Origin of the sequence: Photorhabdus namnaonensis, from assembly GCF_001684335.1 — a bacterium.
Taxonomy (GTDB): Bacteria; Pseudomonadota; Gammaproteobacteria; order Enterobacterales; family Enterobacteriaceae; genus Photorhabdus; species Photorhabdus namnaonensis.
This window is the reverse complement of sequence record NZ_LOIC01000095.1, coordinates 17,948-43,996: the sequence shown is the minus strand read 5'-3', so window position 1 is coordinate 43,996 and position 26,049 is coordinate 17,948. Positions and strand designations below refer to the sequence as shown.

Below are 26,049 nucleotides of genomic sequence, written 5' to 3'. Positions count from 1 at the left end.
AAGAACCCAAATGCTGGTGGCAACAGCACGGAATATCAGGAAAATAGCATTACCATCTACTTTTTAGGTAAAAGCGAAAACTGACCAGCCCAAAAAACCTATTTTAAAGAAATAACTGGGGCATTGAGAAAAAGCCAGTTAATCGGCAACATGCTAGCTGAAATTTTCGATAGTCTGAAAACACTGCCCACTTTTTAAATGGGTTTATCAGTAGTCTGAAGCGAATGTACCGGCTATTTTTAATCCTACTTCTGGATAAAACTTACAGAATATCCAATAATTCCACCTCAAAAATCAGAGTGCTATATGGGGGAATCGATGCACCAGCACCACGCTCACCATAAGCCAAATTATAAGGGATATAAAGCTCCCATTTAGAACCGACAGGCATCAACGTCAATGCTTCAATCCATCCAGCAATCACACCATTCACCGGAAATTCAGCAGGTTCGCCACGCTGTACTGAGCTGTCAAACACGGTGCCATCAATCAGACGTCCAGTATAATGGACACGCACGCGATCAGTACGAGCTGGAATTGCACCATTCCCCTGTTTTAGAACAGAAAACTGTAAACCGGATTCAGTGATGCTTATACCATCACGCTGAGCGTTTTCTGCCAGAAACTTCTGACCCTCTTCTGCCATAACTTGCTGACGTTCACGACGCACACCATCCGCACGTTCATGCATTTCACGTAAGGCACGATGTAGTATATCAACCGGCACCGCTGGAGAATGATTTTCCAGCGCATCACACAACCCTGCTAACAGCGCTTCAGGTTCCAGACCTTGCAGGCCAGACTCCAGTAATTGCTGACCAACTTGCAAGCCAACCCCATAACTTGCTTGTGCTTCGATAGAGTCAAAAGAAAGTTTTGCCATGAAAATACCTGTGATCAAATTAAATTAGGTCCGTAAGCATAACAGCGCTATGCAGCAGGGTAAACCGAAGATATCACTAGAAAAATAGATGTCGACAAAATATATAAGAGCTAATAATCGATATAATTCTAAGTAGCATATTCATTCCTTAAAGGTTACAATATAAAAATTCAATTTTTATATATTTTTACTTATAATTGATTATATGAATGAAATATTTTTTATATAAAATTAATTTTATTGCAAATATTATACGACGAGGAAAATCTTATGAATACATTATTTAATGAGATTTCATCTGAAATTAGAAGATCCAAAACCATGCCAGAATTAGAAAAGAAGCTGTTAAACGCGATAAATTATCTGGGTTTTGAATTCTACTCAATTTATCAGGAAGAAAAATACCCATTCACGACCAAAAAATATGTTCTCATAACCAACTTAAATATAGAAAATGCAAACAATTATAATCAAGATAATAATCACGACAGCGACCAGTTAATGAATGGTGATTACACTTTCTCTATTCCGTCATTTTGTAATGATAAAATATCAGAAAACGCTGATTTTATGATTGAAAAATCAAATCCAGATAAAAATGAAGTTAAAAATAGTCTTTCAATCAAAATTAAAGGTTATCATGGAGAAAGGTCAATTTTTTCAGTCGCCAGAAAAGAAGGCACTATTTCCCACAATGAAATACTTAATAAAGCGGGAATGTTAGGCATATTGGCGAATGAATGCATAAAAACATTCAATAATCTAAAAAACAAAAAGGATAAGATCATTGTTCCAACTCTCTCTACCAGAGAAGTTGAAGTCATAAGATGGACTTGTGAAGGAAAAACTTCTGCTGAAATAGCCGATATACTGGATATTTCGACAAGAACAGTTAATTTCCACATTAACAATGTCATGGAGAAATTAGTGGTTCCCAATAAAGTCGCGGCAGTTGCTAAAGCAATAGCATATAATCTAATTATATAATAATTAGAGCCGAAATAAGGCTCTACCCATACGAAATTACAAAATATAATTAGATAATATATCCCTCCATGCATCATTAACTTCATTCATCAGGGATTCACATTTGACGTGCTCATCATTAATATGCACACAAACGTAACCACAGAAATCATTGTTGCTTTTTGGTATTTCGTAAACTAATGAACTTTTCTCTAAATTAATTTTTATTGCAATAATTTCGTAATATAATTTACTTAGAATATTATCAATAGATACTAATAATTCTGCATTAATTTCTGTTTTATCGAATTTATCATTAATCTTTCCATCTTTACCCGCCAACAAATTAATCAAAAATGCTCTTCCCTTCGCTTCAGGCAATATCATCCGATCACTAAATCCTTTGACTAAATGGTCAACCCAAATTTCCTGTAAATTTATATCATATACCCGGTTAGCCATATCCCAAATACGCATACCCGCAGGTCTACGATTAGTTTCAACCAGAAAAGTTTCTCCCGTTTTACTATCCTGCTTAATCTCATTATGGAATGCACCAAGAGTTTGCCCTGAGATCAGATTCATTACCTGCCCTGCTTTATGTAATGCAATCGTATTTCTGCTATCACATTGCGCCGGTACTATTTGCCCTATTTCAACAGGATATTCCCCTTTCTGAGAAACTTTTTGCGTTAAAAACGCCATACAACCAATACCATCATACGAATATTCTGTATCGAAAATAATAAGCTCTTCTGCAAGAACTTGATTACCGCCAGATTGCTCAACAGATTGAACAAAAGCCGTTGGGATTTTACTTCTATCTTTAACCGCAACCACGCCTATATTTGCTCGACCACAATTAGGCTTAATAATCACACCATATGGAACAGAATCATAAAATTCTTCTAATTCTTTAATCTCATTAATGAAAGTATATCGAGGCGTCTTAATATGTTGTGCCGCAAGCAGTGGTAATATCCGTGTTTCTTGTTGGCGGAATTGATATTTTTCAATACCCGCAAAACTTAATTTTGGATCATCACCATAAACATTTAATTTTTTCGCGATCACAGCAGCATACCCAGACACCGCGTCCATAAAGGGGAGAATAGCCGCACATGTCATATTAAGTTCACCAAGAACTGCCATCACACTATCAACATAATTTTCTGCTCGTACAGGAATATGATAGACAAATGATGTAATATCTTTCTCCTCACCGGACAACATATCGCTAATAATCACCAATTCAAGGGAGTAATGAGATCGAATATAATCTCGAATATTAACGATTTCACTCAGCCTTGCCGGAAGATAATCAAGCACTAACAAATATTTTTTTAAAGCCATATTTTATCCATTATTGACTATTATGCAGATTAAATTTAAGTGAACGATAAGGATTAATAATGACAAACATAAATAAAACAAATGCAGAGAATATCAGATAAATACTATTGTAGGAAAAATAGTTCAGTAAGTTAGCACAAATGAAACTAGTTAAAGGTGTCGCTAACTGATTCAAAACCAGCACCACACCAAGATACTGAGAAAAACGCTGCTTCGGAATAAGACTTGCTCGATAAGAGCGAGAAAAAAGATTAAAACAACCTTCCGCACCAATGACCAGTAAGAAACCTAATGTGTAAACCACAAATAACGGCCCGGTAGCAAATAGTGTCAAACCACATAACGCAATCAGAAAAGCCGTTACACCAACGATACGCACATCAAAAACTCGGCATAATTTTGGCGCAATAAAAAATACACAACAATTCACCAGTCCCGCATAAGCCAAAAGTTGAGCATAACTCCCCTCTGGCTGTGAAAAAACGCTGGTGATAACATAAACTGCCGTTGACAGAATAGCGCCTTGCATCACATTCATCAGAAATGTCAGGCCAATGACGCGCAACAAGGATGGGTTTCCCATCAAGAATTTAAAAATGGCCGGCAGATTATAACCTTCTCTATTAGCATGCTCTTCAATCTGGTTTTTCCTTTGTAGCTGAAACCATATCAAGCTACTAATCAGAAAAGGAAAAAACGCAAATGCAAATACCGCGTAAACACTGAATTTATAAACCAGTAAACCGACAACCGCGGGGGCTGCAATATAGGTAAACTGTTCAACAAACTGTAAACGAGAGTTAACAGAAGGTAATTCTATTGCACTCATGTTCTTAGAGACAAAACCTTCAAGGTTGACATATCCCGCCCCACTAAAAAAGGATAAAACACATGAGAGAGGAATAATGATATATACGATGTTATTATCAGAATATATAAATGAAAGGATAAAAAGAAATAAGCAGACTAATGATCGAAGAATATCACTCAGGAATAACATGACCAATGTATGCATCCTGTCACCCATCCAACCAGAAATGGGGAGTGAAATCACCCTGAACAGCCGTTCAAGCCCAAAAGCAAAAGATGAAAGTGAAGCGCTATTAGTTGAGGTATATACTAATACAGGCACAGCGAACATAACAAATGCCTCTGAAAAAACAGAGAAAAAACGAGCCAGTATGATCCTATGTATCATTAATATTACCTCAACCTTATTATACCCGTCATCTTTCAAGTTGCCTCTTTGTTGGCTGCACTCACTCACCCCGGTCACATAGTTATCTATGCTCCCGGGGATTCGCTCCTTTGCCGTCGCGATGCATCTTGAAATCCATAAGGTATATCTATCCCATCAGGCCATTTTATTTATCAATTTTGCTCTGCACAAGACTCAAACTGATTCCATCAATTATGCCTACTGGGATAGATTTTTACTTGCAATAATTAATGAACAGATTTAATCAAATAATTCCCCAAAACTAAATAATCAATATTTGTTTTCATGAAAGTTTTAATGGCATCATCAGGTGAACAAACGATCGGCTCGCTATCGTTATAAGAGGTGTTCAGCAGCAAAGGTACACCGGTTTTCCGATAAAATGCCTCAATCAACTGGGCATAACCTGAATTTGATGCACTATCTACCACCTGAACTCTGGCAGTACCATCTACGTGAACCACCGCCGGAATTTGTGATGCTTTATCCACTTTAGCATCCATCGCTAACAACATATATTTTGCCGCTTCCGGTAACTCTTTCCGAACATGGAACCAGTCAGCAACATGTTGACGCAATACACTAGGCGCAAATGGTCTAAACATTTCACGATGTTTAACTTTACGATTCATTAAATCGCGAATATCTTTATTTCTCGGATCGGCTAACAAACTACGATTACCTAATGCCCGCGGCCCAAATTCCATCCTCCCCTGGAACCAACCAACGACATTATTTTCAGCCAGCAAGTCTGCGACGACTTCATGAATATTCTCTTCATATGTCCAGTCCAAACCATGCGCTTTCAAGCTACGTTGGTAATCATCTTCACTATATTCCAGACCCCAATAGGTATGAGTCAGAGGATAGCGTTGATTATTTTCAAGAATCTGATGCCAAATAAATAGTGCAGCGCCGGTAGCCGTCCCACCGTCATGTGCAGCAGGCTGAACAAAGATATCTTCGATATCCAATTCTTCATATAATCGCTTATTGGTTATGCAGTTTAATGCCACACCACCCGCAAGACAGAGTTTATTCGTTGCTGTTTCCTGCAAATAATGACGAGCCATATTTAATACGATTTCATCAGTTATTTGCTGGAGAGAAGCAGCGATATCATAATATTCCTGCGCAACTTCACCACCAGGCACTCTCTTCGCAATACCAAAGAGGGATTCTAATTGAGAAAAATCTTGGCTGCGGAAATTAAGAATGGAGTTATCGATCGTAAACTCACCTTTCTCATAAATTTTGACGAATTGTTGGAACACCGATATAAAACCTTCAGGCTTACCATAAGCGGACATTCCCATTACCTTGCAGGCATCATATACAGAGAAACCCAAGAATTCTGCCAGTTTTTCCCACATAAAACCAATTGAATGAGGGTATTCAATGGTTTTAATTTTTTCCAGACTATTACCATTGCCCAGATATACCCCTGCGGTATTATCCTCTCCCACACCATCAAGTGATAAGGTTAACGCTTTATCAAATGGTGAAACAAAATAAGCAGACGCCGCATGTGCTGTATGATGTGGAACCCAATGAAATTGACCACGGAATCCCATTGATTGCAAAATTTCTGGTACTGAAGTAGTTTTACGATAGAAAATAGATTCACCCGAGACACTTCCCCAACTTCCTTCATGGGTGGCTTCATCAATAAAGATTGATTTTCTTCGTTCTATCGGATCGATAGAAAACCCAATATGACTCACATCTTTCAGACTAATACCCGCAAAGTCTAATGCAACTTCAATAGAAGCCAATGGCAACTCATCTGGATTATCAATATTTGCTGGTTTTCCATGTTTTCTTCTATTTAAACGCTCTTCCTCAATGGCAAAGATAGTTTCTCCATCTTTTAATAAGCAAACTGCTGACTCATGGTAAACTGAATTTATACCTAAAATATACATGGCTAATTATCCTCCCATTATAATTATTTAATTTTTAATACTAAGCAGCGCAGACTACCACCACTCTTTAAGAACTCACTCATATCACACTTAACAACATTATAACCATAATTATTTAATTGACGTTCAACCTCTATAGAACAATCATGCATGAGAATATCTTTACCTATTGGGATATTATTACAGACAAATAATTCCTTAGCGTCACGTTCTGATACGGAGATCCGGCGCTCAAATGTTTCAACAATATAATTCTGACTCTCTTTAGTGAATGCATCAGGATAGTAAACAACCGTATCTTTGTCAATAAACGAGAATGCCAGAGCTACATGAAAGAAAGTCTTATCCTGAATATGCAGTTCACCCTTAACTTTAAGTTCCGGATAGACTTTCTGAATTTTATTTATTGCTTCTTTATCTGAGCGAGGACCATAACCAAATATGATATCATTTTCCCAATAAATAATATCTCCAAGCCCTTCAAAATAGATACCTTCATCAACACGATGTATCTCATAATCTAAATTTTCCAAATAATCGATATAATACTGGCTTTCCCCTTGGCGTTCAGCGTGCCGGAAATTACTAGCAAGGAATTTATTATTATGCACCATACCGCAATCACCTGAGAAAGTCATATCAGGCAAACCATTAACAGGATCAATAGTGCGAATAGTGATGCCACGTTCAGTCAACCGTTCATAAAGAAAATCCCATTGTTGTTGTGCCAATTTTTTATTGACTCTATTATTAGGATCCATCCAATCATTAATGACGTATTCAATATCGTAAAAGTCAGGTTTACACATTAATAATTCTTTAATCATAATATTTTCCTCATCTTAGATTTAGCACTTTGCTTAGTATGGATATTAAATATTTTTGCAAATCCCTCCGCATCGTTTTGGCTATATAAATGACCACAGTTATATATCGCTAAATTATCATCATAGATAGTCGTCTTGGAAGTACGGGAACAAACATTGGCATATTTATAGCCTAATTCAAGCTTAATCTCACCATTGACATGTTGATTCATACTATCAATAAAATGGTTTAAATGAGTTAATAAAGGATCATACCAAAGCCCAGAATAAACTAATTCAACCCATTTTTTATCGATTATCTCTTTAAACCAATTCTCGTTACGATTACTACAGTAACATTCCAAATCACGATGAGCGGTAATTAAGATATGTGCGGCAGGTGATTGATAAATTGCCCGGGTTTTCAAACCGACAATGCCATCTTCAACAATATCAAAAATGCCAATTGACAGTTTTTTACCAATTTCATTTAATATTTCAATAATTTCATATAATGATTTTTTTTCACCGTCGATCGATATTGGTATACCATTCTCAAAACCTAATGACAAAAATATTGGCTCAGTGGCCGATAACGCATGTTCAAACAATTTCTCTTTGACATCTTCAGGAATTAACATTTCTGGTTCTGCCAACGGTCCGCATTCGATACTGAGTCCCCATATATTTTCACTGGTAGAATAAGGGTTATTACAACCAAATTCTTGAGGAATACCATAATTCATAGCATAACTATTTACGACACTATCGTCGTATTTAAAATCTCTCAACGAAGCAATAGGTATTTTATTCAGAATTTCTATATTCATATCCATTCTGACTTGATCATTACCTCTGAATTGATGAGCAATATAATCAATATTGAGCTCATTGGCTACTTCAACCGCCGCCTCCGCAATCGCAGGTCGGGAAAGTGCAGCACTGAGAAAATAACCATTTTGATAAATAGCATTCGCTTTTATCGCTTTTGTAAGGAAGTGTTCAGCATATTGTGCTCGATAATCTTTATAGATAAATTTATCAGCACCCGCAACCATGCATTCCAACTCAATATCTTCAATATCTCTTACCTGACCTTCATCAATATAAAGAGCAATAACCTCTTTATATTTAGATTTAAGACTCCTTATGATAAGAGGATTATAGCGGCGATTATAGTAAATCACCAAAACACGATCAGAACTCATTTAGTGTACACCCCATGTTTGTAATAATTTCTTCTAGTTCAGGTTCTGCTTTACTCTCCTCAACTAATTCTGAGAAATTATTTTCAAATAACCAAGTATCATTATAAATTGTGTCGATATAACGTTCTCCGCTATCAGGAATAATGACAACAATATTATCTCCAGGCCTAAAATCATCCAGGTGATTTAATGCTGCGCTTACCGCACAACCTCCCGTTCCACCAATTAAAATACCTTCATTTCTGGCTAATTTTCTTGCTATCCGAAATGCATCAATATCTGCAACCTTCAAGGCAATATCGATGTTGCTACGATCCAGAATCGAAGGTATAAACGTCAGTCCCGCGCCTTGTACTAGATATTTCCCTTGTTCACCACCGAAAATAACTGATCCAACCGGTTCAACACCATAAATTCGCACCTGTGGATTTTTCTCTTTCAAATAACGGGAAATCCCGGTAAGTGTTCCACAGCTCCCTACTGTCGCAAAACAAGCTGTCAAATTATTGCCAAAAGTTTCATATAACTCACGCCCCGTGGAATGATAATGCTCATCAGGATTAACCTGATTTTCGAATTGCATGGGGCTAAACGCATTCGGATAGGTTTTTATAATTTCTTTAGTTAAATCAATACGATATTTGACAGTATCCGTTCCCGCTTCAAATTCTGGCAGGAAAATGATTTCCGCACCAAATGCTTTTATTTTATCGCGTTTCGCTGCCGGTACCATGCGGTCTAAAACTGCAATAAATCGATAACCTTTGACAGAACACGCCATTGCCAGACCAATTGCCGTATTACCCGATGATGGCTCAATAACCACCATTCCCGGTCTTAATTCTCCCTGAGCCTCTGCCTTCTCCAGCATAGCAACTGCAATGCGATCTTTAATACTCCCACTGGGGTTAATATTCTCCATTTTGAGAAAGACATTAATACCTTTAGTGTATCTACCATTCAACATAACTACTGGAGTATTACCTATAGTTTGTAATATGTTTTTACCTAGTTTCATACCCTTTTTATCCCTTATGTCTGGGTTAATATGAACAACATATAATGATGATAAGGTATTTTTATTAATAGATAAGTAAATCAATTCAATACTTAATGTATCTATTAATTTATTAATGAAACAATTCACTTTATAAATAACTATGGAGAATAACTTCATGCCTATTAACAACAAGCGTATTTATTTGTGTTTTCACACAAGGGTTAATTAACAAAAATGATAATTATAAAATTACACTTAAAAGTCTACTGTCAACTCTGACAGTTATATCAGTAAAATCACATATAAATTTTTGATATTATCATTCAATAATAAGGATATATATTATTATCATTAAATATTCTTATATAAAATCATATGAAATAAATTATCATTATAATGACAAATAACTGTGATCATATAAGAATATATTTCTAATTATTATGAAATAATCATGTATGTAATTAATAAGATTCATGAATATATATATTAAAATATTCAAAAAATATTTCCACACTACAACAGAATTAACAATACCGATATTATCTTATAATAAGAAATACGAATCCGATTATTCATAGATAATAATCTGATAATGAATAGCATTTTCAATATAAAAAACGAAAAATCAATAATAATAAAAACCGATTAAAAGGCCATATTGCAGAAGAATAGATAAGAGAAACTATGATTCTATAAACGAAGAAATAAGGGAAATAAATGTAAAATAAACCAGATTAATACCCAGTTACTGAGAATTATCGACAAAAACCTTATCAATTAACAAAAGAATGGTGTGTTGAGGCAATAAAAAACGCCGGCATTGCCAGCGTTTTTTACTTGTTAGCATCAGTTAATCAGAGATTAAGCTTCAGCAACAATGTTAACGTTCAATTTAGCGAATACATCGCTGTGTACCTGGAAGTTAACTTCGTGTTCACCAGTCGTACGCAGAACGCCATTAGGCAGACGCACTTCGCTCTTAGAGACTTCAACGCCTGCGGCAGTAACTGCATCAGCGATATCACGAGTACCGACAGAACCAAACAGTTTACCTTCGTCACCAGCTTTAGAAGCGATAGTAACGGAACCCAGTGCAATGATTTTCTCAGCGCGAGCTTCTGCTGTTGCCAGAACGTCAGCCAGTTTAGCTTCCAGTTCAGCACGGCGAGCTTCGAAGAATTCGATGTTTTTCTTAGTCGCAGGAACAGCTTTGCCCTGTGGTACTAAGTAGTTACGGGCATAACCCGGTTTAACGTTAACTTGATCACCCAGGCTACCCAGGTTTGCTACTTTATCAAGCAGAATAATTTGCATTACCTTATCCTCTCAGAGTCGTTAATGGACTGTGCCGATTACTGATGACGATCAGTGTAAGGCAACAAAGACAGGTAGCGCGCGCGCTTGATAGCACGAGCGAGCTGACGCTGGTATTTTGCACGGGTGCCGGTGATACGGCTTGGTACAATTTTACCGCTTTCGGTGATGTAGTTTTTCAGCGTAGCGATGTCTTTATAATCAATCTCTTGAACGCCTTCCGCGGTGAAACGGCAGAACTTGCGACGACGGAAATAACGTGCCATTTGGCTAGTCTCCAGAATCTATCAATTCAATCTGCTCGGCATGAAGAACCAGTTTGTTAAGACCATTGCGACCTTGATGGCAACTAATGAATCCTGAAACGGTTAATCGACTGCCGACCGTTATACTGTGAGTTAAAACTTGTAACAATTGTCCGCTGGCAATAACGGGCATTCTGCACCATGCTTGCCTGCTCAGACCGGCTTCCTGTTGCTGTGAACGGTGCTCAAGCACAAACTGGCAATGAGGAATGCCGGCAGGACTGACTTTTCGAATGGGGACTTTGCACACTGTGCCAAAAAGCACCAAACGATTCGTTGTCACAGTTATTACTCTTCAGAATCCCCAGCTTCTTCAGCATCCATATTGGCGTCTTCCAGAGAGTAGTCACGGCTGCGACGTTCATCTTTGGCTTTAACCATTGGAGATGCTTCAGTTACCGCGTGCTTAACGCGCATAATCATGCTGCGGATAACGGCATCGTTGAAGCGGAAGTTAGTTTCCAGCTCATCAATCACTTCCTGCGATGCTTCAACGTTCATCAGAACGTAGTGAGCTTTGTGCAGTTTGTTAATTGGGTAAGCCAGTTGACGGCGGCCCCAGTCTTCCAGACGGTGAATCTGACCTTGCGCGTTAGCGATAGTCGCACTGTAACGCTCGATCATGCCCGGAACCTGTTCGCTTTGGTCAGGATGGACCATAAAAACGATTTCGTAATGACGCATTAGAATTGCTCCTTACGGATTATTCAGCCTCCTGTCAGGGTCAACCGCGGCCCGTGGAGGCAAGGAACTTGTTTAAGTGCGGCTGAAAAATTGACGCGTAACTATACCTACCCTACATAAAAAACTCAAGGAATGAACAATGCAAAAACACTTTTGTTTCATAATGTCAGATAGGTGAACTACAACGAGCCGCGCTGACGTACCGCTTCAAACAGGCAAATCCCCGTGGCAACGGACACATTCAACGATGAGACAGAACCCGCCATTGGGATGCTAATCAATTCGTCGCAGTGTTCGCGAGTCAGGCGACGCATACCTTCCCCTTCCGCCCCCATCACTAACGCCATAGGGCCCGTTAGTTTGCTCTGATACAATGTATGGTCAGCTTCTCCCGATGTACCTACCACCCAAATATTGTACTCTTGCAATAAACGCAAAGTACGGGCAAGGTTGGTGACACGAATAAGTGGTACGCTCTCCGCGGCGCCACATGCCACTTTCTTCGCCGTGGCATTAAGCTGAGCGGAACGGTCACGAGGAACAATAACAGCATGTACACCTGCTGCATCAGCACTACGTAAACAAGCCCCCAGATTATGGGGATCTGTCACACCATCAAGCACCAACAAGAAAGGGGTTTCCACTTGTGCCAGTAAGTCCGGCAGGTCGTTTTCTTGATACTGACGCCCCGGCTTCACTTTAGCAATAATTCCCTGATGCACCGCACCTTCCGTTTGATTATCCAGCCACTGACGATTTGCCAGTTGAATAGTCATCCCGATGCTTTCCAGCGTATGAATCAATGGTGTCAGGCGGCGATCTTCACGTCCTTTCAGAACATAAACTTCGATAAAACGCTGAGGATCACGCTCCAGTAAGGCTTTAACGGCATGAATACCGTAGATAATTTCACTCATAATCTTCTTATTTTCACTGTCATACAGCACTGACGAATACTGTGAGCCTATGCGATAAGCTCCATCTATTCAGTGGGAGATTAAAATATTTAGGCTATCCCGCAGCAGGATAGCCCTTTGATTATTTATCTGCGCTTTTCTTAGCCCGTTTAGCTTTGAATTTAGCGGCAATTTTCTGAGTCTTAGCAGAAAGCGTCTTACCCTTTTTCTTTTCCCCTTTAGGCTTATCCACCGATCGCTTTTTACGAACAGCGCTGCCATCAGGCTCAAAGTGGGTCTCTTTACGGTAACCACGCCCTTTTTTATTACTGCTTTCGCGACCAAGTTCTACTTTTTTCGCTTTATCGCGTGCTGTTTTGCCTACATTCCGGGCTTTTCGGGCAGTAGAAAGCAGCTTAAAGTCAATATTACGTTCATCCATATGAACCGCTTCCACACGAATTTCAACTTCATCCCCTAACCGGAAAGTTTTACCCGAATATTCACCCACTAAACGCTGACCAACATTATCGAAATGATAATAATCATTACTCAATGTGGAAACATGTACCAAGCCGTCAATAAACAGATCATTCAAGCGAACAAAGAAACCAAAACCTGTCACACTGGTGATAATCCCAGTAAAAGTATTGCCCACCTGATCTTGCATAAAATCACACTTAAGCCAATCGGCGACATCTCTCGTCGCTTCATCTGCGCGGCGCTCTGTCATAGAGCAGTGTTGACCCAGTTGCAGCATCTGTTCCATATCGCTGTGCCATCCCCCGGTCGGTGTTCCACCTTGCTCAACAATGCCTTGCTGTTTCGCCAGCAGATATTTAATCGCCCGATGCAATACCAGATCCGGGTAACGGCGGATAGGTGAGGTAAAATGCGCATAAGAATTTAATGACAGACCGAAGTGACCCCGGTTTTCCGGATCATAAATTGCCTGTTTCATTGAACGCAGTAATAAGGTTTGCAATAGCTCATGATCCGGGCGTTCAGCCACTTGATGCATCAGTTGCGCATAATCCTTTGGTGTTGGTTGCATGCCACCAGGCAGTGTCAATCCTAATTCGCCGAAAACCGAGCGCAGGTTAACAATGCTCTCTTCTTTTGGCCGATCATGAATACGGTAAAGCACCGGCTCACCATTTTTTTCTACGAAACGCGCCGCAGCAATATTCGCCAGAATCATGCATTCTTCAATCAGCTTATGAGCATCATTGCGAACAATCGGTTCAATTCGCTCGATACGACGTTCAGCATTAAAGATAAATTTCGCCTCTTCTGACTCAAATGAGATTGCGCCACGTTGCTCTCGGGCATTTTCCAATACCTGATACAACTCATGTAGATGCTCAATATGTTGAACCAGTGGCTTGTAGTGCTCACGCAGCTCTTCATCGCCCTGCAACATACGCCATACTTTGGTATATGTCAGACGGGCGTGAGAATTCATGACGGCTTCGTAAAATTTATAAGACGATAATCGCCCCTGCGCTGAAACCGTCATCTCACACACCATACAAAGGCGATCAACCTGCGGATTCAGAGAACAGAGGCCATTAGAAAGCACCTCCGGCAACATAGGGACAACCTGAGACGGGAAGTAAACCGAGTTACTCCGGTTACGTGCTTCGGTATCTAATGCGGTTTGCGGGCGCACATAATAACTGACATCAGCAATGGCAACCCATAAACGCCAACCACCACTTCGCTTCCTTTCACAATAAACGGCATCATCAAAATCACGGGCATCTTCACCATCGATTGTCACCAACGGCAGAGCACGCAGATCAACACGGCCTTTTTTCGCCGATTCTGGTACCTGCTCATCCAAAGAAGCAATCTGGTTTTCCACCTGTGGCGGCCAATTGTGGGGAATTTCATGAGTACGTAAGGCAATTTCTACTGCCATATTCGTTCCCATCTTTTCACCCAACACTTCAACTATTTTACCGACAGCTTTTGTACGGCGCACCGGGCGTGTAATCAACTCGACCACCACCACATTTCCCATGCGAGCGCCACCGTTTTCATCCTTCGGGATCAGGATATCAAAGCTCAAACGACTATCATCCGGCACGACAAATCCCATACCAGAGTCAAGAAAATAGCGGCCGACAATCTGGCTGGTCTTAGGCTCCAATACACGAACGATACGCGCTTCATTACGCCCTTTGCGATTCTGAGGCAATGGTTGCGCCAGCACAACATCACCATGAATAGCCATTTTTAGCTGTTCAGCAGAGAGATAAAAATCATCTTTGCGGCCTTCTACTCGCAGAAAACCATAACCATCTCTATGCCCAATAACCGTACCTTTCAATAAATCTAATCTTTCCGGCAAGGCATAGCATTGGCGACGAGTGAAAACCAGTTGACCATCCCGTTCCATAGCTCGTAAACGACGACGTAACGCTTCAATATCTTCATCGTTAATCAGATTCAGTTCTTGCGCCAGTTCCTGGCGACTTACCGGTACAGTATGTTTAGCAATAATGTCTAAGATGTACTCGCGGCTTGGAATGGGTGATTCGTATTTTTCTGCTTCGCGTCCCAAAAAAGGATCTTGTGACATGGCTGTTCCTCCGTTGTCATCAGCAGGCTGTTTGCGCCATTTCTTCATTCGGTCAGAAGCAGCTTATAAAGGGGAATATTATCTTCAATCATATCAGCTAAAGTATGCTTATCCAGCTCTTCTAAAAACCTTTCTATTGCCTGATTTAAGACTACCTTCAGACGACACGCAGACGTGATATGGCAAGATTCCTGACTACAGTTAACCAATGATAATGGTTCGAGAGCGCGAACAACATCGCCAATTCTGATATCCTTCGCTGGCTTACCTAAACGGATACCGCCGTTTTTACCACGAACCGCAGCCACAAATCCTAAGTGGCTCAATTGGTTAATAATTTTCACCATGTGGTTACGAGAAACACCATAAATATCAGTGACTTCAGAAATACTGGTCATCCGGCTTTGCGGTAAAGAAGCCATATAAATTAGTGCGCGCAAGCCATAATCTGTAAAACTCGTTAACTGCACATCAACCTCTGGATAATAAGATATAAATTAATATATCCGAGAACACACTGAAAAAATAAGCACTTGTTCAAGTTATATGCCATGAATCGGCCAAAATCATGTTGATCCCCTAATCATTAAGCAAAAAAGGCCACAATAAATAGCAAAAAACCGGGCTGAAAAGCCCGGCTTTACCTGATCATAGGTACTATCAGGCATCAAACGGATCACGCAGAATGATAGTTTCTGAACGATCTGGGCCCGTAGAAATAATATCAACCGGAACGCCGGTCAGCTCTTCTACACGTTTGATATAGTTCAATGCTGCCTGAGGCAATTTGCTATGCTCTTTCACGCCGAAAGTGCTTTCACTCCAGCCAGGCATGGTCTCATAAACAGGCTCAATACCTTCCCAGTCATCCGCAGCCATAGGTGTCGTTTCAATCACACTGCCATCAGGCATACGGTAACCAACACAGATTTTTACTTCTTTCAAACCATCCAGTACGTCCAATTTGGTCATACAGAAACCTGACAGTGAGTTGATCTGTACTGCACGACGGATGGCAATGATATCCAGCCAACCAGTACGGCGGCTACGCCCCGTAGTCGCACCAAACTCTTGGCCTTTTTCGCGCAAGTAACTACCAGTTTCATCAAATAGTTCAGTTGGGAATGGACCCGCGCCGACACGAGTAGAGTATGCTTTGATGATCCCCAAAACATAATCAACATAACATGGACCTAAACCAGAACCTGTTGCAACACCACCCGCCGTCGTGTTGGAAGAGGTCACATATGGGTAGGTACCGTGGTCAATATCCAACAACGTGCCCTGTGCACCTTCGAACATAACCAATTCACCTTTCTGAGTTGCTTTATACAACAAATCAGAAACATCGACGACCATACCCGTCAAAATATCGGCAACCGCCATGATTTCATCCAGGGTTTTCTGGTAATCAACCGCCGGTTCTTTGTAGTAGTTAACCAGTTGGAAATTGTGATATTCGATAATTTCTTTCAGCTTAACTGCGAACGTTTCCTTATCAAATAAATCACCAACCCGCAGACCACGACGAGCAACTTTGTCTTCATACGCAGGACCAATACCACGACCAGTTGTACCAATTGCTTTTGCACCACGCGCTTTCTCGCGGGCATTATCCAATGCAACATGGTATGGCAGAATAAGTGGACAAGCTTCTGAAATGAGCAGACGCTCGCGAACAGGAATACCACGGGACTCTAACGCGTTCATCTCTTTCATCAGCGCATCAGGCGCTAATACGACGCCGTTTGCAATGATACTGATAACATTTTCACGCAAGATCCCTGATGGGATTAAGTGGAGAACGGTTTTTTCACCGTTGATAACCAGTGTATGACCAGCATTATGGCCCCCTTGATAACGAACAACATACTTAGCTCGTTCAGTCAGCAAGTCGACGATCTTGCCCTTGCCCTCGTCACCCCATTGGGTGCCCAATACGACAACGTTCTTACCCATTTCAAAATTCACTCGGTTGCTTAAAAATGGATTCTAACATCTCATCCCACACCTTTCAGTAATTTTTATCACATCCGTTATTTTTGTTAGACACCAGACATGATAAGGCCCGCCGGATGCGGGCCTATAGATTCAGCCTCTATTAGTGCTGAACTGCACGCTTTTCAGGTGCTTTCATATAGCGGAAGAAATCAGCTTCTGGGCTTAATACCAGAACATCTTTCCCGTCTTCGCTAAAGCTTTTCTCGTAAGCACGTAAGCTACGGATAAAGGCATAGAAATCTGGCGCTTGACTGAATGTATCAGCAAACAGTTTAGCGGCTTCTGCGTCGCCAGAACCACGCAATGTAAGCGCTTCACGCTCCGCTTCTGCCCGTATTTCAATGACTTGCTTATCTGCTGCTGCACGCAGTTTTTCTGCTTCTTCCAGACCTTGAGAACGATGACGACGAGCTACCGCTTCACGCTCAGCACGCATACGCTGGTAAATCGCTTCTGAAACTTCCAATGGTAAATTGATCTGTTTGATACGCACATCAACAACTTCAATGCCCAATGCCGCCATGCTATTTGGATTGATAGCAGGTTGTTTATCTGCCGTTTCCCTCTCTACACGAGCCGCCGCCGATGCAATAGCATCATCCGCTTCAGTTGCACTCGCTATTTCCTTATCCGTTGTGCCTTTATTAAGCGCATCACGAACATCTGTGGTCAATTGACCTCGGGAATCCGTCACGATCCCACGCACATCCTTACGGCCAATTTCAGAACGCAGACGGTCACTGAATTTACGCTTTAACAATACTTCTGCTTGAGAAATATCACCATTACCGGTCGCCAGATAATAACGGCTGAAATCGTTAATCCGCCATTTCAGGTAAGAATCAACGATCAAGTCCTTATTTTCACTGGTCAAGAAACGGTCGGCCTGAATATCCATAGTCTGAATACGAGCATCCAGAGTTTTCACCGCTTCAACAAAAGGTATTTTGAAATGTAACCCCGGCTCATAAACAATCGGTTTATTTCCCGCATCACGCAGAACCTTGCCAAAACGTAGTACGATACCACGCTGCCCTTCCTGCACAATAAATATAGAGGCATAGAGGACAACTAACGCCGCGGCAACAACAAAGATTAATGACTTACGCATGATTATTATCTCCCTACCCTGATAATGTCATTACGCAGATTATCTGTTCGGCTATAATTCGCTCCTCGGCCTGAATTTGAAGGCAAAGTTGGACGAGTAACCCGCGGTTCAGAAGCGGCTATATTGTCTGATTGAGCTGTCCCCTCTTTTTTAACACCAGAAGCATCGCCACGTAACATCTGCTCTAATGGCAATACCAACAAATTGTTGTTGTGATCATTAACAATAACTTTGCGGGTACGACTCAACACTTTTTCCATCGTTTCAATGTACAGACGTTCACGGGTAATTTCAGGCGCCTCTTTATACCTAGGCAGCATTTTGGCAAAGCCCGCCACTTCCCCCTGCGCTTCTAATACTACGCGAGCCTTATAAGCTTTCGCCTCTTCAATGATACGTTGAGCATCACCTTTAGCACGTGGCAAGACCTCGTTCGAATAAGCCTCCGCTTCACGAATAGACTGCTGTTCATTTTCACGGGCAGCAATAACATCGTCAAAGGCGGCCTTAACTTCTTCCGGCGGACGAGCTGCCTGAAAGTTAACATCCAACAAGGTTATTCCCATTCGATACGGAAGAATCGTCTTTTCCAACTCACGCTGAGTATCATCACGGACAACCATACGGTTTGCCGTCAAGATTTTATCCATCGTATATTTACCAACAACACCACGTACCGCGCTATCCGTCGCCTGACGCAGACTATTATCAGGACTTGTCACGCTATAAAGATAAGCGGCAGCATCAGTCACACGATACTGTACGTTCATCTCCACGCGAACAACACTTTCATCTGATGTCAGCATCACGCCCGCGGTTGCCAATTCACGAACAGATTCCACATTAACTGGAACAACTTCATCAATGAATGTGGGTTTCCAGTTCAGACCAGGCTGCACAATATGGTTAAATTTACCTAAACGGGTAACAACACCACGTTCTGTTTCTTTAATCGTATAAAAACCGCTAGCGGCCCAGATCACGACGACAGCAGCAGCGACAAGGCTAACAATACGCCCGCCAAATTTTGCCCCTTGGTCAGAACCATTACCGCCCTTGTTCCCACCAAAACCCCCGAGTTTACTGCTCAGCTTACGGAACAGATCGTCGAGATCAGATGCCCCACGGTTTCGACCACTTTTGTTCCCGCCGGAATTGCCGCTATTATTGCTGCTCCCCCACGGGTCGCGGTCTTGTCCGTTGTTTCCGGGCTGATTCCACGCCATGTTTTAGCTCCATTCTTTTATGATTGGTTTTTCAGGCCAAGAGCCTCTTATAAACAAGCCGACTCTCAATCACATAAGTTATCTGATATTCACCTGACAGGCACATCAGACAACATAATCAAACAAATCCTGTTCTTGTTTGCATAGACGGCGCCAGTCAACAATCGGCATTCTCACTTCGATACCAACTTTACCGTCCTCTTCTATCCACTCTTTCTCTATTGCTTGCAATTGATAGAAGCGGCTGCGTAAACGACCAGCTTCCGGCGGCAAACGCAATTCGTAGTGTGCAATTTCACCCGAAAGACGCTCCGTTAACGCTTGTAACAATAACGGGATACCTTCACCGGTTTGCGCAGACAACCAAACTCTAACCGGTAAGTTATCTTCGTTGCGATCAATACGCGGTATGAAGCTTTCCAACATATCAATCTTATTCATCACCAACAGTACCGGAATTCGATGCGCTTCAATTTCTTCCAGTACGCTGTCAACAGCGGCAATATTTTCGTCGATGCGGCTATCCGCAGCATCAACAATATGCAGCAACAATGTTGCTTGCCGGGTTTCTTGCAATGTCGCTTTAAATGCCGCTACCAGATCATGAGGCAGATGACGAATAAAACCAACCGTATCAGCCAGTACCACTGTACCAACATCATTAACTTCAATCCGTCGCAACGTTGGGTCCAGAGTAGCGAACAATTGATCAGCAGCATAAACCTCAGCAGCCGTCATGCGGTTAAACAAGCTCGATTTACCAGCGTTAGTATATCCCACCAGTGAAACCGTCGGTATATCCGCTTTATTTCGCGCTTGACGCCCCTGTTCACGCTGTTTCTCAACCCGGCTCAGACGACTCAGGATCTGACGGATTTTATCCCGTAATAAACGCCGATCCGTCTCAAGCTGCGTTTCCCCCGGCCCTCTCAGACCAATCCCACCTTTTTGACGTTCAAGGTGAGTCCATCCCCGGACAAGACGGGTAGAAAGATGACGTAACTGCGCCAACTCTACCTGTAACTTCCCTTCATGAGTCCGCGCCCGTTGGGCGAAAATATCCAGAATCACGCCGGTGCGGTCAATAACTCGACACTGACAGAGCCGCTCAAGATTGCGTTCCTGCGCAGGACTGAGTGCATGATTAAACAACACAACATCAGCACCACTAGCCTGTACCGCCTCAGCAATCTCTTCCGCCTTACCTTCTCCAACAAAATATTTTGGATGAGGGGCTTTCCTGCTCCCCGTGACAATTTGCACAGGAACTACACCAGCAGAAATTACCAGTGATTCAAACTCACTGAGATTATCTGTGTCTTTATCCTGCGAGAAAAAAACATGCACCACAACGGCTTGTTCGCCGCCTTCATAACGTTCAAACAAAGGTGCGACCTCTCAGGCTGAGTAAAAAGCTACAGGAAAAAACATAGGTAAAACCCCCTACCTATGTTTTTCTTCATTCTATTACCGCTCTCAAGCTTATTCAGCGCCATCACTTTCCTGTTGTGCTGCCGGAGCAGAAACGCCACCAGAATGATAATTACCTACGCTCGCCCCTACACTCGTATTGCTACTGTGATGAGAAACTGGGCGGGAAGGTACAACAGTAGAGATGGCATGTTTATAAACCATCTGGCTAACCGTATTTTTCAGTAAAATGACAAACTGGTCAAAAGATTCAATCTGACCCTGCAATTTGATGCCGTTGACCAAATAAATAGAAACCGGGACCCTTTCACGCCGCAATGCGTTCAGGAACGGATCTTGCAAAGATTGCCCCTTAGCCATTCTATATTTTCCTTATTTTGTTGTTTTTAACTAAGAACCTAAAGGTTCGAAAAAATGAACTACTCAAAAATTGCGCTTTGGTACTCATCAATTGTACACAATCAATAAACCTATGCACTAACAACCTGCATAACTGTGCTTAAAGCTTGCTCTGGTTGAGAACTATCCAACCAATGAACCGGCTTCCAACCTCTGAGCCAAGTTATCTGACGCTTTGCCAACTGGCGCGTCGCACAAATACCGCGATAAATCATTTCATCGTAGTCAATTTCGCCGGAAAGATAAGACCACATCTGACGATAACCAACACAACGAATAGAAGGTAAATCCACATGCAAATCATGACGAGCATAAAGTGCTTTAACTTCCTCTTCAAACCCTGATTCAAGCATTTGATGAAAACGCGCCTCAATGCGTTGATGAAGAACCTCACGTTCCACCGGTGCAATAGCAAATTGATAAACATGATAAGGCAGCGATTCTCCCGACAATTCAGTCAGTTCAGTGAGAGTCTTACCCGAAATAAGAAAAACTTCCAGTGCCCGAGAAAGCCTCTGTGGATCATTAGGATGAATTCTTAACGCCGCTACCGGATCAATCTTCTGTAATTGCTGATGCAATGCATCCCATCCCTGTTCTGCCGCCTGTTGTTCTATTTGCGCCCGAATAACTGGATCAGCAGAAGGCAAAGGCGATAAACCTTCAAGTAACGCCTTGAAATAGAGCATCGTTCCTCCAACCAACAGAGGAATACGGCCAGAGGCGGTAATTTCTGCCATTTCCTTCAACGCATCGCGACGGAAATCAGCAGCCGAATAAGATTGAGAAGGGTCCAGAATATCGATTAAACGATGAGGAGCCAACGCTTGCTCTTCAGTTGTTGGTTTGGCGGTGCCAATATCCATTCCACGATAAATCAGCGCAGAATCAACGCTGATCAATTCCACCGGAAGATGCTGGCGTAAAGCGATAGATAAAGCTGTTTTGCCTGATGCCGTCGGGCCCATAACAAAAATTGCCGTTGGTAGATGTTGAGTTTTCTGATCACTCATGAGTAAGAGATGCCACCACTGCTTGTAAATCAATTAATTGTAATAACCCATCTGGTGGAGATTTTACCAGTTGTGGGCAAAGACGCTCAACATCAGCTAATAACTGTATCGCCTGCGCAACATTCCACGTTTCATATTCACTGCCGATATGACAAGCAAGCCAAGCGACAACCTGTTCTGTCGATGCTGATGGCTGTTGTGCTAAATAACCTAGCAACTCAGGAATTAATTTAGGCAGATTTTGTTGACGTAATGGTAACGATACCGCACGTAGTGTCGCTTTTCCATGAGATATAGAGGCATCAATACCAAAAGAACCTAATAAGTCACTATAACGATTTAAAGCATCAGCTTCCTCTTTACTAAGAGCGAGTTTCAGCGGTATCAACAGTGGCTGTGATTTCAGACCTTGCACTGCTGGTGTTAACTGTGCTCGCCTTAACCAGCGTTCAGCTACCGGCAAAGATAACAATCCAATTCCCAATGGAGATTCAATCAGAGCATAGCACGATGAATATATACTCAATACCTTACCAAAACTATGGTTGCCATTTTTAACCTGAACAGGAGCCGAAGTAACCTTTTCTGCCATAACCGGAGCGGTTCTTGCCGGAAACAGCTCTCTTTTGCCTTCAGGTTCAGGAACAGACTGCATCAGTTTCTGATACGCCTCACCCTGACGTTTCTGATAATGATCGCCATGATATTGGCGATTTTCACCACCGCGAGAACCTCCTACACTCCCTTTACTTGACAAAACCTCTTTTGGTGACGATGTCGCCGCAGGTGTAGCATTGTTTGACCGGGAAAAATGATTTTCCCCTGCTGATGGACGGTTTTCCGGCTCCCATGCCGGAGCAGGCTCACCGCAAGCTATATCCAATTCAGCGCCGCTTCCGCGCTGTTTTAATACGGCGGTTACACCCTGATAGATAAAATCATGTACCAAACGGGCTTGATGGAAGCGAACTTCATGCTTCGCGGGATGCACATTTACATCCACCTGATGCGGATCAACCTCCAAATATAAAACATAAGCAGGCTGCTGTTCTCCTCGGAGCAAATCTTGATAAGCTTGACGGATAGCATGATTAATTAAGCGATCACGCATCATACGCCCGTTTACATAACAATATTGAATATCTCCACTCGCTTCAGCATTCATCGGATCAACAACCCATCCTTTAATCGATAAATCGTCATGCTGCCAAGAAAGAGAAAGCGCCCGTTGCATAAAAGCGGTGCCACAAATAGAAGCCAACCGCCGCTCATACTGTGATTCATCTTTCGCTGGCCGGTATTGGCGCACCAACTTACCGTTATGATGTAAATTGATCAATACATCCAAGCGCGCCAATGCAATACGTCTGACAACTTCATCAATATGACCAAATTCTGTCTTTTCTGTTCGCAGAAACTTGCGCCGCGCAGGAGTATTATAAAAGAGATCCAATACTTCAACAGTACTGCCTACTGGATGTGCCGCCGGCTTCACTGTCACCGCCATATCCCGCCCTTCCGCGTAGGCTTGCCAAGCTTCATGCTGTTCTTCAGTACGGGAAGTTAATGTCAGACGTGAAACTGAACTGATACTCGCCAGCGCCTCTCCACGGAATCCCATACTGATAATGGCTTCCAAATCATCAAGTGTGGCGATCTTACTGGTGGCATGACGAGCCAACGCTAGCGCAAGATCCTGATGGTTAATACCACAGCCATTATCACGGACACGAATCAGTTTTACTCCACCACGCTCAATTTCAATATCAATACGGCTAGCACCAGCATCAAGGCTATTCTCCACCAACTCTTTTACAACTGATGCAGGGCGTTCTACGACTTCGCCAGCCGCTATTTGGTTTGCTAATTGAGGAGGTAGGATCTTGATTGCCATACTTAACCTTTACTTCTTGGCTGTTTTAGGTGCCGCTTGTAATGGATTCGCTAGAAAATAGTTGCGCAATCCTCGATGGATAGCACTTGCCAGCTTATCCTGAAAATCATTGGAACCAAGCAGTGTTTCTTCTGCTGAGTTACTGATAAATCCCGTTTCCACTAAAATTGAAGGAATATCCGGTGAACGTAACACACCTAAGCTAGCATGTTCCGGTGAACGTTTATGTAATAAACCGACTTTACGCAACTCACTTAAAACCTGTACTGCAACGTTATAACCCACCCGTTGGGAGTGACCAAATTGCAGATCCAGCACCGCCTGGCTTAGATAGGGATCGGTACCATTTGCCAATGCATCTCCTGCGCCACCCAGTAACTCAGACTGTTTCTCATGCTGCTCAAGCCAATTACCCAATTCACTGTTTGCACGCTTGTTTGACAACACCCAGACAGAAGCACCACGCGCACTACGATTAGGGGCTGCATCTGCATGAATAGAAACCAACATATTCGCGCTATGTTTACGCGCAACCTCAGAACGACCCGCAACAGAAATAAAATAGTCTCCGTTACGGGTCAAAACGGGTTTGAACATAGGATCATTGCGTAACAATGCTTCAAGTTTGCGCGCTACACTGATAGTCACATTCTTCTCTTTCAATCCACGTTGCCCAATCGCACCGGGGTCTTGACCACCATGTCCTGCATCAATAGCGACAACTACTCGCTGACTGCCCTTAGACGTTGCTTGCAAAGCAGCCTGCTTTGTCGTCTGCAATCTGTTGTTAGTAAGTAATGGCTTACTTGTAGCTGCTTGTGAGCTCTCCCTAAAAACAGACTTACCAGTCGATACCCCAGAAACCCGCAGAGTAAAAATCACCCGATATTCACTACCCGACTGCTGTACTATAGAATTGACTTTAACTTTATTATTTAGTTCAAATACAATGCGTTTTTTTTGTCGATCAGGTGACTGACTGGAACGGATTTTCCTCACTAAATCCTGCTCCTGTAGATTCATGGGTAAACCAACAATTTTTTCTGATTGATAGATATCTACCACTAAACGCTCTGGCGAATGCAATGGAAAAACACTGTAATTAGGGCGACCACCTGAAAAAACCATCGTCACTTTAGATTCATTTATGCTGTTACTGACGTGAATATTGGATAAAGTCGCCGCTGTTGCAGTTGTTACCACTAAACTGTTTATCATAATAAACAGCCAGCCCATTACCATAAAACTGACTTGCCATTTCTTTATCATTTTTGCGACTAAAGGACGCGTCATGGTCAGATGATCTCTTATAAATATTTCAAATTATCTAACAGGCTCTCGCCATATTTAGACAAAGCAATAAAATGTGCCTGTCGCCCTTCTGGCTGGTAACTCAAATGTAATTCAATATCTGCGTCCGGTAATACGCCTTCTCCTTGCTGAGGCCATTCCACCAGGCAAATGGCATCTTGATGGAAATAATCACGTATTCCCATAAATTCCAACTCTTCTGGATCTGCCAATCGGTAAAGATCGAAATGGTAAACCGACATCGGCGTTAAAGCATAAGGCTCAACCAAAGTATAAGTTGGGCTTTTTACATGCCCTTTATGACCTAAGAACTGCAAAAAACCACGGCTAAACGTAGTTTTACCAGCGCCCAAATCACCATACAAATAAATTACACTACCACTATTACAAGCAGCGGCAACCGCGCTTCCAAGAGAAACCGTCGCATTTTCATCTTTAAGTGATAAAACAAGTTCTTTCATCGAATAATATCTGCTGTTTTATTAATTCATCAGCTAAAACGATAACCCTAACACAC

At 42.0% G+C, this 26,049-nt stretch carries 24 protein-coding genes; 1 reads left to right on the top strand and 23 read right to left on the bottom strand.

Annotated features, from left to right (window positions below; all coding sequences use genetic code 11):
• Nucleotides 1–262: 262 nt before the first annotated feature.
• Nucleotides 263–883, bottom strand: a complete 621-nt coding sequence (gene bamJ / locus Phpb_RS21600) for a BamJ family beta-barrel-assembly machinery protein (RefSeq protein ID WP_065392163.1) — start codon at nucleotides 881–883, stop codon at nucleotides 263–265.
• Nucleotides 884–1,153: 270 nt separating this feature from the next.
• Here bamJ and Phpb_RS21595 point away from each other — a divergent pair, with 270 nt between their 5' ends.
• The gene (locus tag Phpb_RS21595; RefSeq protein ID WP_065392162.1) at nucleotides 1,154–1,870 is read left to right on the top strand and encodes a helix-turn-helix domain-containing protein; all 717 of its coding nucleotides are present in this window, start codon (nucleotides 1,154–1,156) and stop codon (nucleotides 1,868–1,870) included.
• 36 nt (nucleotides 1,871–1,906) lie between these two features.
• On the opposite strand, the gene Phpb_RS21590 is transcribed toward Phpb_RS21595, so the two are convergent.
• From Phpb_RS21590 to tsaE, 22 genes are all read right to left on the bottom strand, one after another.
• Nucleotides 1,907–3,202, bottom strand: coding sequence for an ATP-grasp domain-containing protein (locus Phpb_RS21590; RefSeq protein ID WP_065392161.1), 1,296 nt, complete (start codon nucleotides 3,200–3,202; stop codon nucleotides 1,907–1,909).
• A 10-nt stretch (nucleotides 3,203–3,212) separates the two neighbouring features.
• The gene (locus Phpb_RS21585; RefSeq protein WP_240492655.1) at nucleotides 3,213–4,343 is read right to left on the bottom strand and encodes an MFS transporter; all 1,131 of its coding nucleotides are present in this window, start codon (nucleotides 4,341–4,343) and stop codon (nucleotides 3,213–3,215) included.
• Nucleotides 4,344–4,648: 305 nt separating this feature from the next.
• Nucleotides 4,649–6,346: a carbamoyltransferase family protein gene (locus Phpb_RS21580; protein ID WP_065392160.1), complete on the bottom strand. Its 1,698-nt coding sequence runs from the start codon at nucleotides 6,344–6,346 to the stop codon at nucleotides 4,649–4,651.
• Nucleotides 6,347–6,369: 23 nt separating this feature from the next.
• The gene (locus Phpb_RS21575; RefSeq protein WP_065392159.1) at nucleotides 6,370–7,173 is read right to left on the bottom strand and encodes a dimethylarginine dimethylaminohydrolase family protein; all 804 of its coding nucleotides are present in this window, start codon (nucleotides 7,171–7,173) and stop codon (nucleotides 6,370–6,372) included.
• Nucleotides 7,170–8,360: an argininosuccinate synthase gene (gene argG / locus Phpb_RS21570; RefSeq protein ID WP_065392158.1), complete on the bottom strand. Its 1,191-nt coding sequence runs from the start codon at nucleotides 8,358–8,360 to the stop codon at nucleotides 7,170–7,172. Before argG ends, Phpb_RS21575 begins: the two co-directional genes overlap by 4 nt.
• Nucleotides 8,350–9,537: a PLP-dependent cysteine synthase family protein gene (locus Phpb_RS21565; RefSeq protein WP_240492651.1), complete on the bottom strand. Its 1,188-nt coding sequence runs from the start codon at nucleotides 9,535–9,537 to the stop codon at nucleotides 8,350–8,352. Before Phpb_RS21565 ends, argG begins: the two co-directional genes overlap by 11 nt.
• 684 nt (nucleotides 9,538–10,221) lie before the next feature.
• Nucleotides 10,222–10,674, bottom strand: coding sequence for a 50S ribosomal protein L9 (gene rplI / locus Phpb_RS21560; protein WP_065392157.1), 453 nt, complete (start codon nucleotides 10,672–10,674; stop codon nucleotides 10,222–10,224).
• 38 nt (nucleotides 10,675–10,712) lie between these two features.
• On the bottom strand, nucleotides 10,713–10,940 hold the full coding sequence (gene rpsR, locus Phpb_RS21555; RefSeq protein ID WP_000135199.1) for a 30S ribosomal protein S18: 228 nt from the start codon (nucleotides 10,938–10,940) through the stop codon (nucleotides 10,713–10,715).
• Nucleotides 10,941–10,944: 4 nt separating this feature from the next.
• Nucleotides 10,945–11,262 carry a primosomal replication protein N gene (priB, locus tag Phpb_RS21550; RefSeq protein ID WP_065392156.1) on the bottom strand — a complete coding sequence of 106 codons (318 nt, stop codon included), beginning with the start codon at nucleotides 11,260–11,262 and terminating at the stop codon, nucleotides 10,945–10,947.
• Nucleotides 11,263–11,267: 5 nt separating this feature from the next.
• Nucleotides 11,268–11,663, bottom strand: coding sequence for a 30S ribosomal protein S6 (gene rpsF, locus Phpb_RS21545; RefSeq protein WP_065392155.1), 396 nt, complete (start codon nucleotides 11,661–11,663; stop codon nucleotides 11,268–11,270).
• Nucleotides 11,664–11,842: 179 nt separating this feature from the next.
• Entirely contained in the window at nucleotides 11,843–12,580 is a 738-nt protein-coding gene (gene rlmB, locus Phpb_RS21540; protein WP_065392264.1) for a 23S rRNA (guanosine(2251)-2'-O)-methyltransferase RlmB, read from the bottom strand.
• A 121-nt stretch (nucleotides 12,581–12,701) separates the two neighbouring features.
• Entirely contained in the window at nucleotides 12,702–15,146 is a 2,445-nt protein-coding gene (gene rnr, locus Phpb_RS21535; RefSeq protein ID WP_065392154.1) for a ribonuclease R, read from the bottom strand.
• Nucleotides 15,147–15,190: 44 nt separating this feature from the next.
• On the bottom strand, nucleotides 15,191–15,616 hold the full coding sequence (nsrR, locus tag Phpb_RS21530) for a nitric oxide-sensing transcriptional repressor NsrR (protein WP_036776602.1): 426 nt from the start codon (nucleotides 15,614–15,616) through the stop codon (nucleotides 15,191–15,193).
• A 190-nt stretch (nucleotides 15,617–15,806) separates the two neighbouring features.
• The gene (locus Phpb_RS21525) at nucleotides 15,807–17,105 is read right to left on the bottom strand and encodes an adenylosuccinate synthase (protein ID WP_046396615.1); all 1,299 of its coding nucleotides are present in this window, start codon (nucleotides 17,103–17,105) and stop codon (nucleotides 15,807–15,809) included.
• Between the two features lie 142 nt (nucleotides 17,106–17,247).
• Complete coding sequence (gene hflC, locus Phpb_RS21520) at nucleotides 17,248–18,258, bottom strand: protease modulator HflC (RefSeq protein WP_065392153.1); 1,011 nt, start codon at nucleotides 18,256–18,258, stop codon at nucleotides 17,248–17,250.
• A gap of 5 nt (nucleotides 18,259–18,263) precedes the next feature.
• Nucleotides 18,264–19,484: an FtsH protease activity modulator HflK gene (hflK, locus tag Phpb_RS21515; protein WP_065392152.1), complete on the bottom strand. Its 1,221-nt coding sequence runs from the start codon at nucleotides 19,482–19,484 to the stop codon at nucleotides 18,264–18,266.
• 105 nt (nucleotides 19,485–19,589) lie between these two features.
• Nucleotides 19,590–20,870 carry a ribosome rescue GTPase HflX gene (gene hflX / locus Phpb_RS21510; RefSeq protein WP_065392151.1) on the bottom strand — a complete coding sequence of 427 codons (1,281 nt, stop codon included), beginning with the start codon at nucleotides 20,868–20,870 and terminating at the stop codon, nucleotides 19,590–19,592.
• Nucleotides 20,871–20,966: 96 nt separating this feature from the next.
• Nucleotides 20,967–21,275: an RNA chaperone Hfq gene (hfq, locus tag Phpb_RS21505; RefSeq protein ID WP_049585056.1), complete on the bottom strand. Its 309-nt coding sequence runs from the start codon at nucleotides 21,273–21,275 to the stop codon at nucleotides 20,967–20,969.
• Nucleotides 21,276–21,385: 110 nt separating this feature from the next.
• Nucleotides 21,386–22,327, bottom strand: coding sequence for a tRNA (adenosine(37)-N6)-dimethylallyltransferase MiaA (miaA, locus tag Phpb_RS21500; RefSeq protein ID WP_065392150.1), 942 nt, complete (start codon nucleotides 22,325–22,327; stop codon nucleotides 21,386–21,388).
• Nucleotides 22,320–24,221: a DNA mismatch repair endonuclease MutL gene (gene mutL / locus Phpb_RS21495; protein WP_065392149.1), complete on the bottom strand. Its 1,902-nt coding sequence runs from the start codon at nucleotides 24,219–24,221 to the stop codon at nucleotides 22,320–22,322. The genes miaA and mutL overlap by 8 nt, the downstream gene beginning before the upstream one ends.
• Nucleotides 24,222–24,230: 9 nt before the next feature.
• Nucleotides 24,231–25,514 carry an N-acetylmuramoyl-L-alanine amidase AmiB gene (amiB, locus tag Phpb_RS21490; protein ID WP_065392148.1) on the bottom strand — a complete coding sequence of 428 codons (1,284 nt, stop codon included), beginning with the start codon at nucleotides 25,512–25,514 and terminating at the stop codon, nucleotides 24,231–24,233.
• A gap of 14 nt (nucleotides 25,515–25,528) precedes the next feature.
• The gene (gene tsaE, locus Phpb_RS21485) at nucleotides 25,529–25,993 is read right to left on the bottom strand and encodes a tRNA (adenosine(37)-N6)-threonylcarbamoyltransferase complex ATPase subunit type 1 TsaE (protein WP_065392147.1); all 465 of its coding nucleotides are present in this window, start codon (nucleotides 25,991–25,993) and stop codon (nucleotides 25,529–25,531) included.
• Nucleotides 25,994–26,049 lie beyond the last annotated feature (56 nt).

Excerpts from the sequence above, each read along its gene's own strand:
- bamJ (WP_065392163.1), bottom strand. The coding sequence starts at position 883 with ATGGCAAAACTTTCTTTTGACTCTATCGAAGCACAAGCAAGTTATGGG.
- Phpb_RS21595 (WP_065392162.1), top strand. The coding sequence starts at position 1,154 with ATGAATACATTATTTAATGAGATTTCATCTGAAATTAGAAGATCCAAA.
- Phpb_RS21590 (WP_065392161.1), bottom strand. The coding sequence starts at position 3,202 with ATGGCTTTAAAAAAATATTTGTTAGTGCTTGATTATCTTCCGGCAAGG.
- Phpb_RS21585 (WP_240492655.1), bottom strand. The coding sequence starts at position 4,343 with ATGTTCGCTGTGCCTGTATTAGTATATACCTCAACTAATAGCGCTTCA.
- Phpb_RS21580 (WP_065392160.1), bottom strand. The coding sequence starts at position 6,346 with ATGTATATTTTAGGTATAAATTCAGTTTACCATGAGTCAGCAGTTTGC.
- Phpb_RS21575 (WP_065392159.1), bottom strand. The coding sequence starts at position 7,173 with ATGATTAAAGAATTATTAATGTGTAAACCTGACTTTTACGATATTGAA.
- argG (WP_065392158.1), bottom strand. The coding sequence starts at position 8,360 with ATGAGTTCTGATCGTGTTTTGGTGATTTACTATAATCGCCGCTATAAT.
- Phpb_RS21565 (WP_240492651.1), bottom strand. The coding sequence starts at position 9,537 with ATGAAGTTATTCTCCATAGTTATTTATAAAGTGAATTGTTTCATTAAT.
- rplI (WP_065392157.1), bottom strand. The coding sequence starts at position 10,674 with ATGCAAATTATTCTGCTTGATAAAGTAGCAAACCTGGGTAGCCTGGGT.
- rpsR (WP_000135199.1), bottom strand. The coding sequence starts at position 10,940 with ATGGCACGTTATTTCCGTCGTCGCAAGTTCTGCCGTTTCACCGCGGAA.
- rpsF (WP_065392155.1), bottom strand. The coding sequence starts at position 11,663 with ATGCGTCATTACGAAATCGTTTTTATGGTCCATCCTGACCAAAGCGAA.
- rlmB (WP_065392264.1), bottom strand. The coding sequence starts at position 12,580 with ATGAGTGAAATTATCTACGGTATTCATGCCGTTAAAGCCTTACTGGAG.
- rnr (WP_065392154.1), bottom strand. The coding sequence starts at position 15,146 with ATGTCACAAGATCCTTTTTTGGGACGCGAAGCAGAAAAATACGAATCA.
- Phpb_RS21525 (WP_046396615.1), bottom strand. The coding sequence starts at position 17,105 with ATGGGTAAGAACGTTGTCGTATTGGGCACCCAATGGGGTGACGAGGGC.
- hflC (WP_065392153.1), bottom strand. The coding sequence starts at position 18,258 with ATGCGTAAGTCATTAATCTTTGTTGTTGCCGCGGCGTTAGTTGTCCTC.
- hflK (WP_065392152.1), bottom strand. The coding sequence starts at position 19,484 with ATGGCGTGGAATCAGCCCGGAAACAACGGACAAGACCGCGACCCGTGG.
- hfq (WP_049585056.1), bottom strand. The coding sequence starts at position 21,275 with ATGGCTAAGGGGCAATCTTTGCAAGATCCGTTCCTGAACGCATTGCGG.
- miaA (WP_065392150.1), bottom strand. The coding sequence starts at position 22,327 with ATGAGTGATCAGAAAACTCAACATCTACCAACGGCAATTTTTGTTATG.
- mutL (WP_065392149.1), bottom strand. The coding sequence starts at position 24,221 with ATGGCAATCAAGATCCTACCTCCTCAATTAGCAAACCAAATAGCGGCT.
- amiB (WP_065392148.1), bottom strand. The coding sequence starts at position 25,514 with ATGACGCGTCCTTTAGTCGCAAAAATGATAAAGAAATGGCAAGTCAGT.
- tsaE (WP_065392147.1), bottom strand. The coding sequence starts at position 25,993 with ATGAAAGAACTTGTTTTATCACTTAAAGATGAAAATGCGACGGTTTCT.